Origin of the sequence: Micromonospora cathayae (genome assembly GCF_028993575.1) — a bacterium.
GTDB classification, from domain to species: Bacteria; Actinomycetota; Actinomycetes; order Mycobacteriales; family Micromonosporaceae; genus Micromonospora; species Micromonospora cathayae.
This window is the reverse complement of sequence record NZ_CP118615.1, coordinates 1,759,487-1,772,682: the sequence shown is the minus strand read 5'-3', so window position 1 is coordinate 1,772,682 and position 13,196 is coordinate 1,759,487. Positions and strand designations below refer to the sequence as shown.

The window sequence follows — 13,196 nt, the reverse complement described above, 5'->3', positions numbered from 1 at the left end:
TTAGGTAGCCCAGCTGCCCCGTCAGCCGCAGGGCGCGTAGCTGGCACCTGCGCTCCACCTGAAGACGATGGCTGCGGAGATCCGCCTGCACCGCCACGTTCTCCAGGTTGATAGGTCTCGTGCACTGGACCTCCTCGCCGTCAGAACATGCATAGTGACGGATCAGAGCCGGGCTCGCTACCCCACTGTCCACTGTCTACTACGGCGTGTGGGGTACACTGCGCGCCCTTGATCAGGTAGCATGCGGGCGTGATCCGCCTAACATGCGTCGACTTGTTCGCCGGCGCCGGTGGCGCCACCGAGGGACTTCGGTCAGCTGGATTTGACGTCATTGGGGCTGTGGAAGTTGACCCCGATGCCGCCGCGTCTTATAGAATCAATCACCCTGATGTCAAGCTTTGGGATCGCGACATTCGGCTGTTAACTGCGACGGGTATGCGCCGGGACTTGAACCTGAATGTCGGCGAACTGACGCTCCTGAAGGCATGTCCGCCGTGTCAAGGGTTCTCGACTCTCGGCCCTGGCGGCGATTCGGCAAAAGGTAGCGCCCGGAACGACCTGGTTCTCGACGTGATCCGGTTCGTGCGCGCCTTCAAACCCTCTGCGGTGTTGTTAGAGAACGTTCCTGGCCTTGAGAGGGACGCGCGGTTCAGCCGACTTCAGAAGGCCCTTAGCGCGCTGGGCTACCAGATCAAGAGTTTCCGTCTCGATGCTGCCTGGGTTGGGGTGCCTCAGCGAAGGCGACGATTGATCATGCTGGCCATTCGCGGTCGCCGCGTCCGGCTCCCCGACACTGTCTCCGACCTACTCGGAGAATGGTTCACGGAGAATCCAACGACCGCACGAACCGCCTTGGAGCAACTGTCCTCCACGATACTGGAAGGCAGCAACCTGGATAGGCATCGTGTTCATTCGCCAAAGGTTCTTGCTCGCATCAAGGCAATCCCTGTTGGAGGCAACCGTTTCGACCTGCCTCCAGAGCATCGTTTGGCTTGTCATGACAATCTGCGGGCCAGGCATGCGACGGCATCGTACGGTCGAGTTCGCTTGGATGAACCTGCGCCGACGATGACCACCAGGTGCACCACTCCGGCGTGCGGTTCATTCATTCATCCAACGGAACATCGCGGCCTCACGCTTCGCGAGGCGGCAGCTTTCCAGACCTTTCCACCGACCTATGCTTTTAAGGGTGACTTTGGATCAATTGAGCGGCAAATAGGTAACGCCGTTCCGGTTCGTATGGCGAAGGCTCTTGGAGCGACTGTCCGCCGTCTCGTCCAAGGCGGCTCGGCCCAGTTGTCGGATTGCGGACAGTCCGCCACACCTGGACCCCTGCCATCCCGTCTGCCGTCGACCCGCACTCCTGTGGAGCGGGCCGCTGCCCGGCCCGCCACGTCAAGACGGCCTTGACACCCGCACGGACGCTGGCGGGTCGGGCGGTGGTCTGCTCGGCTCGCCCGGGTCGACGGCGGGCGGGATGGCTCCCCACCGCCACCACCCACGGACCGCGAGCCGCCGACGGACCCCCGGCCGGTCCTGGAGCCGGAGCGCCCCCGCCGGAGGCGCAGTAACCGCAACCCCACCACCGGCCGCCGGCCGCCGACGGAGCCGGCGTTCGCTCCCCCACGCCGCGCGGGTGTCGGCCGCGCGGCCCGGCCGGCTGCCGGCCCCGCCACCCCGCCGGGCAACGGCCTGTCGTCATGCGGCGGCCCACCGGGCTACCCGCCCTCCGCGCCAGCCGCCGGGCGTGTTGCGTGACCGGAGTGGAGCGCCAGCGCAGCGACGGGCACGCGCCCTGGCGGCGGCGCGTGCGGCCCGTCCAGGGCCGCCTTGAAGACGTACAGAAACTTTGAACCACATCGCCGGCAGCCGGCCGCCACCTAGGTTCCGGTCGCCCAATCGACACGGGATGGCGCGGACCGTGCGCTCTCCGTACCCTGACCGCATGGCCGCCCTCGTCGATGTCGCCCGGGAGATCGCCCGACGCAAGCTGGAGACTCCGCTGCCACGTCGATGGAGCCACGTCCAGGCGGTCGCCGCCAAAGCGAGGACCGTCAGCGAGGCGGTTCCGGCCGAAGATCGTGACGTCCTCGTGGCGTCCGCGTGGCTACACGACATCGGCTACAACGCCGAGCTTGTCGACACCGGGTTCCACGCGCTCGACGGTGGTCGGTGGCTGCGGCGGGAACGCTTCGACGAGAGGATTGCCGCCCTTGTCGCGCATCACTCCTGCGCCTGGCTGGAAGCGGAGGAACGCGGACTCGGTGACGTCCTGGCGGCGGAGTTCCCGCGAGAGGAAACGGCGGTCACCGACGCGCTGTGCTTCTCGGACATGACCACCGGGCCGGACGGGCAGGACTTCGAGGTACTGGAGCGGCTGGCGGAGATCCGGTCGCGGTACGGGCCGGATCACCTGGTGACCCGGTTCATCATCCGTGCCGAGCCGGAGATGGTGGCTGCCGTCCAGCGTACTGAGCGCCGTCTGCCCGGCCGGGTTCGTCAGCCGATGTAGGGTTCGCCGCGTTCCTGATAGCCGTGCTGAATGCGGAGCAGGGTCGACGGGTGGATGTCCAGCGTCCCCAGCTCGTCGCGCGCGACCCATCGGACGTCGCTTGACTCGTCGCTCGGGGTCGGCTCGCCGCCGACCGGCACAGCGCGGAAGCAGAGCGAGAACTGTTGCCGCACCTCGCCGTCCGAGTACTCGATGACGTGGCCGGGGTCGGAATAGACGCCTACCAAGCCGGTCACCTCGACGCTGATGCCGGTCTCCTCGTGGGTCTCCCGGACCGCCGTCTGCGCGACCGACTCGCCGATCTCCTGGCCGCCGCTTGGCAGCGACCACAGCCCGTTGTCGGTGCGCTGGATGAGCAGCACCCGGCCACGGTCGTCCCGGACGAAGACGGAGACCGCCACGACGATGGTGTTGGCCCTCGGCGCGTTCGGGTCGTGGTAGTGCTCGATCCTCGCCATGCCCTCTAGGCTGCCACCTCGCCGCCCTTCAGCGACCAGGAGGCCGACAGGACCCGGTCGAAGCTGTCGGAGTAGGTGCGGAACAGGTCACCGCCGTTGATCCTGCGCAGGTGCATCACGGGCGCGTGTGGTGCCGGGAACCCGAGCACGTGCATGTTCACCAGCATCTCGTCATCGAAGCGGTAGATCGAGTTGTACAGCGTCGTGTCGTGGTAGAGCACCTTGACGCCTTGCACGCCGTCCAGCCGGTTGTAGTACTGCTGCACCTGACGGATCTTCGCGGCCATCACGCCGGGCGTACCCTCCTCGACGCTCTTACGCTCGATAGCGTCGCTGGTCGGATCACCGAGCAGGATCTTCACCTCGACGCCGTCCTCCGCCTTCTGCCGCAGGGTGTCGACGAGCATCGGATCCTGCTCCACCAGGAACAGGCCGGCGTAGGCCAACACGTCGATCCGCTTCTCCGCCCGCTCGATCAGGCGGCGCCAGAGGTCGTACGGCACAGAGGATCGCCGGGAGTAGAGCTGGATCATCTCGCTCTGCCCGATCTGCGAGGCAGCCTCCGCAGTCACCGCGTCTGGCCAGAGGTACGACTCATCCTCGCGGACGAGTGCGGCGATTGCGTGCCGGTGGCGCGGGTACGGCGTCCGGTCCTGGGTGATCCACCGTTCCACCGTCTTCGGGTCGACCCCGATCTTCTCGGCGATCACTGCGGGCGTCATGCCGTTGCGGAGGATGGCGTCACGCAGGCGGTTGTTCGGCATCCGACCCTCCAGAGGGGACGACTAGGACGCATTCAAGGTAGCAAAGACGTCCCTAGTCGTCCACCTCGTCGGGTGGCTCGTCCGCCCATTTCCGGGAGTGTTGTCGGCAGAGGCCACGAGCAAATGTCCACCGGGGACACGCTCAATCTCTGGCCCGAGACACAGGAGGTCTGTAGTGAAGCTGTACGTGGACACCCAGGGCAAGCAGGTGACGGTGTCGAAGGACCCGGAGCCGAAGAACGACCAGAACGGCAACCAGCGGTCCGAGAAGGGAACGGGCCGGCTCATGTGGTCCACCCAGGTCTTCGTACTCGACGAGACGGGCGGTGAGGTCATCACCATCACCACGGCGGGTGAAAAGCCGAGCGTGAAGGTGGGACAGCTCATCGCGGTCGAGCAGTTGGAGGCCATCCCGTGGGCGACCAACGGGCGCAACGGCGTCGCGTTCCGCGCGATCTCGCTGAAGCCGGCGGCTGGCACCTCGGCGGCGAAGTAGTTCCTCGCACATCGTGCTGTGTCTGCCACCGGTGTCCGTGGCATCTGTAGCGGCCTGATGGTCCGCTGATCCGGTTCTCATCGGTTCGGGAAAGTCGCTGGCTCCTACCTTCCCGATCCTGGCAACCCGTGGTTGCCCTTCTCGAAATCTGTGGCGCGGGGTCGGACTGGCTCCTACACCTGCCGGCCCCGCCCACCTTCCAACCCATCGTCCCCCGAATGCAGGGAGTGGTTGTCATGCTCGAATCCGCCATCGTGTTCGCCGTTGTCGCGGCGACGTTCTACGCCGGCCACCAGGTCGCTGACCACGTTCTCGGCCAGTCCGACAAGCAGGCCGCACACAAGGCCGCCCCGGGTTGGGACGGCTGGCGTCACCTGTTGGGCCACGTCGTGGCCTATCACCTGGTCGTCGTGGTGATGCTCACCATCACCATCGCCGTCCTCGATCTGCCGGTCACCGTGGCCGGGCTCGCCGCCGGACTCGCCTTCTCGGCGGTCTCTCACGCGATCCTCGACCGGCGTTGGCCGGTGCGCTGGATTCTCAACCACACCGGAAGCGGCGATTTCGCCGACCGTCAGGCCCCGATCTGCGGGATGTACCTGGCCGACCAGTCCCTTCACGCGGCATGCCTGTGGGCGTCCGCGCTTCTCGTCGCTGCTCTCTGAAAGGGAACGCCATGATGCACATGCTGTGCCAGTACCCCGTTTGTTCCCAGTACGCCGACCGTGAGGTCAAAGCCGAAGGTACGTCCTTCAGCTACCTGGTCTGCTTCAGCGATGTCAGTTGGGCCAAGCGGGAAATCCTGAAGGACTTCCCGGGCCGCCGTGTGGTCGTGCAGATCACGCGCAACTAGGCGATTCGAGCGCGGGGCCGGTACTGGCTCCTACACCTGCCGACCCCGCTCTCTCCAACCCATCCACCCCAATTCCTGGGAGGACGTGTCGTGTCCAAGTCTAGCCCTGCCCGCCTGTTCGGGCGGAAGTCCTCGCCAACGGTGACGGTCATCGAGGCCAGGGTTCACCGTTCCTCCGCACGTAACGCCCGGCTGGCGTTCGTGCTGACCGGCGTCATCGTCGGTCTCCTGTCGGCCGTGGTCGCCGCCTCGTACTGGCACCCGATCATTGCCCTGTTCGTCGGCGCGGCCATCGGCATCCCGACCGGTGCCGCCGCCTGGCTGCTCGTCCGTATCTGGCCGGTCCTGCGGCTGCTGTGGTGGTGGCTGCCCGAAATCCTGATCACGACGACCCTGCTCGCCGCCTGGGTGCAACTCGCCACCCACACCCCGGCCCTGGTGACCCTCGCCGTGGTCGCCCTGGTCGTTGGTGTCCCCGCCGCCATCCCGGTGGTCCGCCGGGCCATCGTTGCCTGGGCCTGGTGCCTGATCGTGCGCCACCGGCTGCGGGTGTGCTTCTCGCAGTTCATCATCGCCAACCAGTCCGGCTCCCTGCCGCTGATCCTCTGGGCTCGCCCCACCCCGGTGGGTGAGCGGGTCTGGGTCTACCTGCGTCCCGGCCTGTCGGCCAAGGACCTGGAAGGCCGCCTCGACAAGATCGCTGTCACCTGTCACGCCTCGTCCGCCCTGATCGAGCGGGCCTCCGACAGCAATGCCGCGTTCCTGCGGTTCGACATCAAGCGCCGTGAGGTGCTCACCGCGACCGTCGGTTCACCTCTGGTCGACGTGATCGATCCCGACACCCCGGTCAGCGACCGGGCACCGGTCACGCCACCGACGGCCCTGGATCTTCCCGACGTGGAAGCCTCCACCGTCACCCTGCCGGCACCCCGCCCGGCCACCGCCAACGGCTCCAAGCCGTCGGCGGCTTCGTCGTCGACCGACACCGACGACATGTCCGACTGGATCTGATCCCAACCACATCAACCAGGACGCGAGGAGCCCGCTACGGCTCGTTCGTGGGGTTCCTCGCGCCCAACAACCGCCCAAGGAGGGCCACCATGAACCGCACCACTGCCGCCCCGACCGCCGGTGTTCCGGTGGGGCCTGGCCTGTCGATGTTCGACCCGATCTTCATCGGCATCGACGAGTTCGGACAGCCCGTCTACATCACCCTGGCCTACCGCAACCTCCTCGCCGGCGGTGAGCCCGGCGGCGGCAAGTCCGGCCTCCTCAACACCATCGCCGCACACGCGGCCCTGTCCGTCGACTCCCGGCTCGTGCTCCTCGACGGCAAGCTCGTCGAACTCGGGCAGTGGGAAGACATCGCCGACGCCTTCATCGGCCCCGACATCACCGCCGCCCTGGCCGTCCTGCGACGGCTCCAGCAGGTGATGAACAACCGGTACGCCTGGCTGCGCGCCCACGGCCGCCGCAAGCTGACCGCCGCCGACCGACTCAGCGTGATCACCGTCCTGGTCGACGAGATCGCCTTCTTCTCCGCCACCGTCGGCAGCAAGCAGGAACAGGAAGAATTCGTCGCCCTGCTCCGCGACCTGGTCGCCCGGGGCCGGGCCGCCGGCATCCCCGTCGTCGCCGCCACCCAGCGGCCGTCGTTCGACATCATCCCCACCAGCCTGCGGGACCTGTTCGGCTACCGGGCCGCGTTCCGCTGCACCACCCCGAACAGCTCGAACATCGTCCTCGGCCACGGCTGGGCCGAGCAGGGCTACTCCGCCACCGACATCCCGCCCACCAACCAGGGCGCGGCCTACCTCATCGCGGAGGGCGGCACGCCCCGCCGCATCAAGGCCGCCTACCTCTCCGACGCCCAGATCGCCGGCATCGCCGACTACGCCGCCTGGGTCCGTCGCCCCGGTGGCCTCACCACCCCGACCGGTACTCCCGCTGACTGGGGGATGGCCGCATGAAGCACACCCCTCGCCGGTTCACCGAAATGGTCGTCACCGGCACCCGCGAAGAGATCGACGTGATTCAGGCGATGGCCCGCCAGTGCGGCCGGCTCGTCTTCATGTCCGTACCCGCTCCGGTCAGCGCGGCAGACACGCGGCTGCGAATCGTCGTCCGCCTGACCCCCACCACCTAGCAACCGACAGGACCAGCGCATTCCGCCTGCCAGCAGAGCTGGTCCTGCCGGCCTCACCAACAGCCCTCGAAAGGACGTGGCTGCCATGAAGGCTACCCACAACCCGCCCACCGGAGAACCGGCCACCCCGGCCGAGGTTCTCCGTGGTGCTGCCCTCTACCTGAGCCGGCACGGCTGGATTCAGGGCATGTACTACCTGCCCACCGACTGGACCGACCCCACCCCGCCCGCCTGTCTGGTCGGGGCTATCGGCATGGCCTGTGAGGGCCGGCAGGCCAAGCACCTCACCGAGGTGCATCCCGACTACCGGGCGGTCTACCGGGCAGCTATCGCCGCGATGGTCGCCTACCTCGACCTCGCCCACCCCATCCACCTCGTCGACGAGGACGGCTACTGGCTCGAAGAGCACTCCGAACCGTTCGCCTGGAACGACAGCGCCGGCCACACCGCCGAGGACGTCATCGACGCCCTCAACGCCGCCGCCGACGAGTGGGAGCACCGCCACGCGACCGGTGGTGACTCCCGATGACCACCACCGTCTTCATCGACTGGAGCAAGTCCGGCAGCGCCGGCACCCCGGAACCCTGCGTCATCTGCGGGCAACCGGCCATCTGCCGTAGCCCCAAGGGCAAGCCCTGCCACAAGGTCTGTGCCGAATCCTGGGCCACCGACCACCAGCAGGTAGACCCGACCCCGGGCGGTGCCGCATGACCGCTCCGACCGTCAAGGCGTCCTTGACGCCCCTCCCCCGACAGCAACGGCGTCGGGACGTCGTCGAGAACGACGAGTTCGCCGCCTTCGCACGGCGGATCATCCGTGCCCACGGTCGCCGGGTCGCCACCGGAGACGTGGAAGCCCTCCGCGACCTGGTCTCCCTCTCGGCCGCTCTCGATGACGCGATCGGTGCGGCCGTCGTCGGCCTCCGTGCCTTCGGCTACTCCTGGGCCGAGATCGGTGCCCGGCTCGGCATCTCCCGCCAGGCCGCCCAGCAGCGCTGGGGTGACCGGCCATGACCGACCTCACCCACCTGATCGGTCTGCGCCTGCGGTTCTACGACCCGCTCGGCACCCGCCACGGGTTCCCCACCTTCCCCTACCTGATGGCCCCGGCCGGGCTCGCCACCGTCCGGCAACTGCGGGCCGCCGGCCTCCGCCCCGGCGGACAGACCCCTGTCGCCCAGATCCTCTGGCGGCGCGGCAAGCGCGTCGCCTACCTGTACCGGCTCGACCTGGCCAAGCCCAAGCGCACCGCCACCGCCTCCCAACGGGCCGCCATCGGCAAGGCGCTGCGTGCCCGTCGGACCTGCCGACTCTGCGAGCAGGTCAAGCCCTACTACATCCCCCGCCGCTACGGCTGCTGCCTCGACTGCCACGGAGGCCACTGACCATGACCGCACCCGAAACCGGCACGTTCACCGAACAGTTCGCCGCCGAGTACGCCCGCAACGCGGTGCCGACCATGCTCAAGGCAATCGGTTCCATCAAGCGGTACAACCGCTTCGTCCTGCTCGGTGCGCTGCTGACCAGCTACCTGCACCAGGCCCACTACCTGTGGACCCAGAACGCCGGCTACTTCGCCTACCTCGTCCCGCTGATCTTCGACGCCGCCATGGTGTCGATGCTGACCGTCGTCCGTACCTCGGGCATCGCCCGTGACGCCAAGCGGGGCGCGATGGTCGTCTTCGTCGGTGCCGCGCTGCTGTCGGCAACCATCAACTTCGCGTCCCCCGGCAGCCTCGGCCTACGCCTCGTCTTCGCCTTGGTCGTCGTCCTCGTCATCGGCGTCGAACTCGTCGCCGGACGCATCCGACCCGACTTCGCCGCCATCGAAGCCGAAGCCGCCGCACTCCTCGCCGCCGCCAACGACCTGGCCGCCAAGAACCAACCGTCTGCCGTCGAGCAGGTCAACCCCATCTCCGTCCAGGTGGCAGAGCAGGTCACCTCCGAGCCGACTCCGCCGGCTGCCATCACCTCGGCACCCGCCACGCCGGCAGAGCCGGCCGTCACCACCGAACCCGACTCCGACCCGGTGCCCGTCGCGGTTGCCGACCCGACCCCCACACCGACCGCCGTCCCGGCTCCTGAGCCGGTCAGCACGCCGGCCGCTGAGCCGGTGACGGTCCCTACCCACCTGCTGCCGACGGCACGGTTCGCCGCCGTCCAGCACGAGCAGGCCACCGGCCACCCCATCACCGCCGACGAGCTGGCCGCCCGGCTCAACCTCACCCCGCCCGTCGCGGCGGCGCTCCTGGACGCCATCACCGAACCCACCGTCAACGGCACCCCGGTAGGTGCCCGATGACCATCCACATCGTCGACATCGAACACGTCCTCCACACCTGCCCGGCCGAGCCGGAGCCCCATCCGTACGACACCCGACGCACCGTCGTGCACGTCATCCCCGGCGGTCCCTGCCGGACTCCGGTCACCCTTCGCTGCGGCGACGTGACCACCTTCATCCCGTGCCACCGGCACGAACCGGCTGCTCGCCAGTGCGGTGCCTGCCGGGTCATCGTCTCCGAACGCACCATCACCAACCGGCACCCCGACGACGGGGTTGCCGCCTGATGGCCTCGACGCTGGACCTCACACCCCGTGCCGCTCTGGCCCGGGGTGTGGGCTCGAACGCCGACACCATCCCGCTGGCCGGCTACACCGCCGCCGGGCAGGCCCTGCACCGTGCCGGCCGACCCGACTACTTCGGCTGGCTGGAGCACGTCCGGGCCGCCGCCGGCTGCACCCGCCCGATCCGCCTCGCCGGCAGCCTCTACACCGTCGACCCGGCCACCGGCCGGATGCTGGACCAGCGGCACACCGATGGCATGCCCGACGCCACGATCTACAAGGCGTGCGGCAACCGCCGGGCCACCGTCTGCCCGGCCTGCGCGACCGTCTACCAGCGCGACGCCTACCAGCTCCTGCGCGCCGGCCTCGTCGGCGGCAAGGGCGTCCCCGACACCGTCACCCGACACCCGGCGGTGTTCGCCACCTTCACCGCACCCTCGTTCGGCGCGGTGCATGTCCGCGCGGTCAAGCGGCACACCTGCGGCAACCGGCACCGCTGCGACTGCCGGCCCGACCCCTGCCACGCCCGCCGCGACGCCGGCACCTGCCCCCACGGCCGCCCGGCCGTGTGCTGGGCACGGCACGACCAGGCCGACGCCGTTCTTGGGCAACCGCTCTGCCTCGACTGCTACGACCACGCTCACCAGGTCGTCTGGAACCTGCACACCGGCGAACTGTGGCACCGCACCAAGCAGGCCGCGGAGCGGTACCTCACCAAGCTCGCCCGCCGCCGCGGTATCCCCCGCGTGCAGGTCACCAGCCCGTCCGGCAAGACCCGCCTCGTCTCCCCGGTCCGGATCTCGCACGGGAAGGCCGCCGAGTTCCAGGCCCGCGCGGCGGTGCACTTCCACGCCCTGATCCGCCTCGACGGCGTCAACCCGCACGACCCGGCCGCCGTCGTCCCACCACCGGCCGGGTTCACCGCCGCCGACCTCGACGACGCGATCCGGTACGCCGTCGACCTGATCGCCTTCACCACCCCGCCGCACCCCGACCAGCCGGAAGGGTGGCTGATCCGCTGGGGCGCACAGCTCGATATCCGGCCAATCTCGCTGACCGGCCGTGGCGAGGTCACCGACAGCATGGTTGCCGGCTACCTTGCCAAGTACGCCACCAAGAGCACCGAGGTAACCGGGCACCGATCCGTCCGGCTGACCGCCGACACCATCGGCGACTACGCCGACCCCGACGGCGACCACACCGCCCGCCTCGTCGACGCCTGCTGGCGACTCGGCCGACCCACCGGCACGCCCGTGCCGCTCTCGCAGCGGCCCCGCGACCACCGGCCCCGGCCCGGCTTCGTCGACCCCTGGGAGTGCCCCGACTGCGGCACCCACACCCGGTACGCCGCCTGCCCCGTCTGCGTCGCCGAACGTCAAGCCGGCCTTGACACCGAATCGACGAAACCGGCGACGGCCAACCCGTACGCCCGGCTGCGCCGCTGGGCGCACATGCTCGGCTTCGGCGGCCACTTCCTCACCAAAGCCCGCCGCTACTCGGTGACCTTCCAACTCCTGCGCGACACCCGGGTCACCTTCCGGCGCAGTGAGGACCAGGACCACGCGCACCCCGACGGCGTCCAGGCCGTCGACCACCTCGACGACACCACCCTGATCGTCGGCGCTCTCACCTTCGCCGGGGTCGGCTGGCACACCAGCGGAGACGCGCTGCTCGCCAACACCGCCGCCGCTCTCGCCCGTGAGCGACGCGCCGCCGGCCGCGAGGAACTCGCCCACGAACTCGGCACCCCCTCGGCCGGCACCGTGCCGGCCGCCGCCTGATCCGACACCCCTCAGGAGGTCAACGCAGTGAGCAACACCGCTGGCAGGAGTCCGGTCCTCCGGCTCCTCCCCCGCTCCGGCGCGACGGTCGTCGAACCGGTCACCTACACCGTCCGCGAGGTTTCCAAGCTGCTCGGGATCTCGCTGGGCAGCACGTACGCGCTCGTCCGTGACGGCACGATCCCCGCGACCCGGCTCGGTGGGCGCTGGCTGATCCCGCGTACCCGGTTCCATGCCTGGCTCGACGGCATCGCGGAACCGGCCGCCGCCACCGGCACCGAACACGGACGGAGGCGCTGATGGGCTTCGTCCGCAAGACTCCGGCCGGGACCTTCCGGGCCTGCTGGCGTGACCCGGCCGGCGCGCAGAAGTCGAAGAGTTTCCGCACGAAGCGCGAGGCCAATGCATTCCTGGCCGAAGTGGAGGGCAGCCTCAACCGGGGCACGTACGTCAACCCGCACGCCGGGCGGACCCGGTTCGGCGACTTCGCTGAACAGTGGCTCGCCACCCGGACGGTGGAGGCACGTACCGCCGAACGGACCGTCTCGATGCTCCGCGCTCACGTCCTGCCCAAGTGGGGTGACTGGCCGCTCGGGAAGGTCGACTTCATGTCGGTGCAGGAGTGGGTGACCGGCCTCAACCGGCAGCTTGCGCCGACCACGATCGCCAAGTGCTACCAACTGCTGTCGATGATCCTCAAGACGGCTGTTCAGGCCCGGCTGATCGCCGTCAACCCCGCCGAGGGTGTGCGGCTACCGCGTGACCGATCGCGTGACGTCAAGCCGATCACAATCGGTCGGAAGGACTTCTTTGACCGACTGCTCCCGGCCGTCCCGCCTCGGCACCGGGCCATCGTCAGCGCTGCTGCCGGGGCCGGGCTCCGCTGGGGTGAGTGCGCCGGGCTGACCTGGTCGTCGGTCGACCTCGAGCGGGCTTCCGTGCGCGTGGTCCAGGTCGCCGAGGAGACGCACGGCGGCATCGTGCTCCGCCCGTACCCGAAGAGCCGGGCCGGCGTCCGCACCATCCCGCTGCCGGGCTTCCTGCTGGCCGCGCTGCGCCAGCTCCGCGCCGACTCCGGTGATCCGGACCCCGGAACCCTCGTCTTCCGGGACCGGGTCGGACGTCCGCTGCGCCGGTCGAACTTCCGTCGCCGGGTCTGGCTCCCGTCGCTGGTCCGCGCCGGCCTGCTCGGCCAGGTGATCAATTCCGGTCCGCACCGGTACCTAGCTGTCTGGGTCGACCGGGACGGCGTCGAGCGGTCGGCGGAGTTCACCACCGAGCGGGAAGCGGTCGCCCAGGTCGCGGCCAAGGCTGCCGGCGGGATGCGGTTCCACGACCTGCGGCACGCCTACGCAACGTGGCTGGTGACCGACGGCGTACCGATCAACCTGGTACAGCGGGTGATGGGCCACGAGCAGGCGTCGACGACCCTCAACCGGTACACCCACACCCCGGACGACTACGCGGCTCGCGTCCTGGCTGCCTTCGACGGCCCTGCTGCCTCTCTGCTGCCTCCGGCCGGGGAAACGCCCGCTGAGAACGCTCCCGAAGAGGACGGGGATGACCTGTGACCTGCGGTGGCGCGCTCCCAGGGAAAAGGGACGACCCCCGTCGGGGGGAGA

General features: G+C 69.1%; 19 protein-coding genes. 17 read left to right on the top strand and 2 right to left on the bottom strand.

Annotated elements, in window-relative coordinates:
• Nucleotides 1-249: 249 nt before the first annotated feature.
• Together PVK37_RS08270 and PVK37_RS08265 are read left to right on the top strand one after the other, a co-directional pair.
• A complete protein-coding gene (locus PVK37_RS08270; protein WP_275033192.1) occupies nt 250-1,410 on the top strand; it encodes a DNA cytosine methyltransferase in 1,161 nt (386 codons plus the stop codon).
• A 535-nt stretch (nt 1,411-1,945) separates the two neighbouring features.
• Nucleotides 1,946-2,512: an HD domain-containing protein gene (locus PVK37_RS08265; protein WP_275033191.1), complete on the top strand. Its 567-nt coding sequence runs from the start codon at nt 1,946-1,948 to the stop codon at nt 2,510-2,512.
• Here the strand turns inward: PVK37_RS08265 and PVK37_RS08260 are convergent.
• Entirely contained in the window at nt 2,500-2,970 is a 471-nt protein-coding gene (locus PVK37_RS08260; RefSeq protein ID WP_275033190.1) for an NUDIX hydrolase, read from the bottom strand. The genes PVK37_RS08265 and PVK37_RS08260 overlap by 13 nt on opposite strands.
• A gap of 5 nt (nt 2,971-2,975) precedes the next feature.
• Entirely contained in the window at nt 2,976-3,734 is a 759-nt protein-coding gene (locus tag PVK37_RS08255) for a helix-turn-helix domain-containing protein (protein ID WP_275033189.1), read from the bottom strand.
• Nucleotides 3,735-3,909: 175 nt separating this feature from the next.
• Here PVK37_RS08255 and PVK37_RS08250 point away from each other — a divergent pair, with 175 nt between their 5' ends.
• The 15 genes from PVK37_RS08250 to PVK37_RS08180 all read left to right on the top strand — a co-directional run bounded on the left by PVK37_RS08250 (nt 3,910) and on the right by PVK37_RS08180 (nt 13,145).
• A complete protein-coding gene (locus tag PVK37_RS08250; RefSeq protein WP_275033188.1) occupies nt 3,910-4,230 on the top strand; it encodes a hypothetical protein in 321 nt (106 codons plus the stop codon).
• A 236-nt stretch (nt 4,231-4,466) separates the two neighbouring features.
• Entirely contained in the window at nt 4,467-4,895 is a 429-nt protein-coding gene (locus PVK37_RS08245) for a DUF3307 domain-containing protein (protein ID WP_275033186.1), read from the top strand.
• Between the two features lie 11 nt (nt 4,896-4,906).
• Complete coding sequence (locus tag PVK37_RS08240) at nt 4,907-5,083, top strand: hypothetical protein (protein WP_275033185.1); 177 nt, start codon at nt 4,907-4,909, stop codon at nt 5,081-5,083.
• Nucleotides 5,084-5,224: 141 nt separating this feature from the next.
• Nucleotides 5,225-6,094, top strand: coding sequence for a hypothetical protein (locus PVK37_RS08235; RefSeq protein WP_275033184.1), 870 nt, complete (start codon nt 5,225-5,227; stop codon nt 6,092-6,094).
• Between the two features lie 89 nt (nt 6,095-6,183).
• The gene (locus PVK37_RS08230; protein WP_275033183.1) at nt 6,184-7,053 is read left to right on the top strand and encodes an FtsK/SpoIIIE domain-containing protein; all 870 of its coding nucleotides are present in this window, start codon (nt 6,184-6,186) and stop codon (nt 7,051-7,053) included.
• Nucleotides 7,050-7,229, top strand: coding sequence for a hypothetical protein (locus PVK37_RS08225; RefSeq protein ID WP_275033181.1), 180 nt, complete (start codon nt 7,050-7,052; stop codon nt 7,227-7,229). Before PVK37_RS08230 ends, PVK37_RS08225 begins: the two co-directional genes overlap by 4 nt.
• An 85-nt stretch (nt 7,230-7,314) precedes the next feature.
• Nucleotides 7,315-7,758 (top strand): DUF6197 family protein, encoded by a 444-nt coding sequence (locus PVK37_RS08220; protein ID WP_275033180.1) that lies wholly within the window; start codon nt 7,315-7,317, stop codon nt 7,756-7,758.
• Nucleotides 7,755-7,940 carry a hypothetical protein gene (locus PVK37_RS08215; protein WP_275033179.1) on the top strand — a complete coding sequence of 62 codons (186 nt, stop codon included), beginning with the start codon at nt 7,755-7,757 and terminating at the stop codon, nt 7,938-7,940. The genes PVK37_RS08220 and PVK37_RS08215 overlap by 4 nt, the downstream gene beginning before the upstream one ends.
• The gene (locus PVK37_RS08210; RefSeq protein ID WP_275033178.1) at nt 7,937-8,242 is read left to right on the top strand and encodes a hypothetical protein; all 306 of its coding nucleotides are present in this window, start codon (nt 7,937-7,939) and stop codon (nt 8,240-8,242) included. The genes PVK37_RS08215 and PVK37_RS08210 overlap by 4 nt, the downstream gene beginning before the upstream one ends.
• A complete protein-coding gene (locus PVK37_RS08205) occupies nt 8,239-8,613 on the top strand; it encodes an RRQRL motif-containing zinc-binding protein (RefSeq protein ID WP_275033177.1) in 375 nt (124 codons plus the stop codon). The genes PVK37_RS08210 and PVK37_RS08205 overlap by 4 nt, the downstream gene beginning before the upstream one ends.
• 2 nt (nt 8,614-8,615) lie before the next feature.
• Nucleotides 8,616-9,530: a DUF2637 domain-containing protein gene (locus PVK37_RS08200; RefSeq protein ID WP_275033176.1), complete on the top strand. Its 915-nt coding sequence runs from the start codon at nt 8,616-8,618 to the stop codon at nt 9,528-9,530.
• Nucleotides 9,527-9,796 (top strand): hypothetical protein, encoded by a 270-nt coding sequence (locus PVK37_RS08195; RefSeq protein WP_275033174.1) that lies wholly within the window; start codon nt 9,527-9,529, stop codon nt 9,794-9,796. The genes PVK37_RS08200 and PVK37_RS08195 overlap by 4 nt, the downstream gene beginning before the upstream one ends.
• Nucleotides 9,796-11,574, top strand: coding sequence for a replication initiator (locus tag PVK37_RS08190; RefSeq protein WP_275033173.1), 1,779 nt, complete (start codon nt 9,796-9,798; stop codon nt 11,572-11,574). The genes PVK37_RS08195 and PVK37_RS08190 overlap by 1 nt, the downstream gene beginning before the upstream one ends.
• 27 nt (nt 11,575-11,601) lie before the next feature.
• Nucleotides 11,602-11,874 carry a helix-turn-helix domain-containing protein gene (locus PVK37_RS08185; protein WP_275033172.1) on the top strand — a complete coding sequence of 91 codons (273 nt, stop codon included), beginning with the start codon at nt 11,602-11,604 and terminating at the stop codon, nt 11,872-11,874.
• Nucleotides 11,874-13,145, top strand: a complete 1,272-nt coding sequence (locus PVK37_RS08180) for a tyrosine-type recombinase/integrase (protein ID WP_275033171.1) — start codon at nt 11,874-11,876, stop codon at nt 13,143-13,145. Before PVK37_RS08185 ends, PVK37_RS08180 begins: the two co-directional genes overlap by 1 nt.
• The last annotated feature ends 51 nt before the right edge of the window (nt 13,146-13,196 follow it).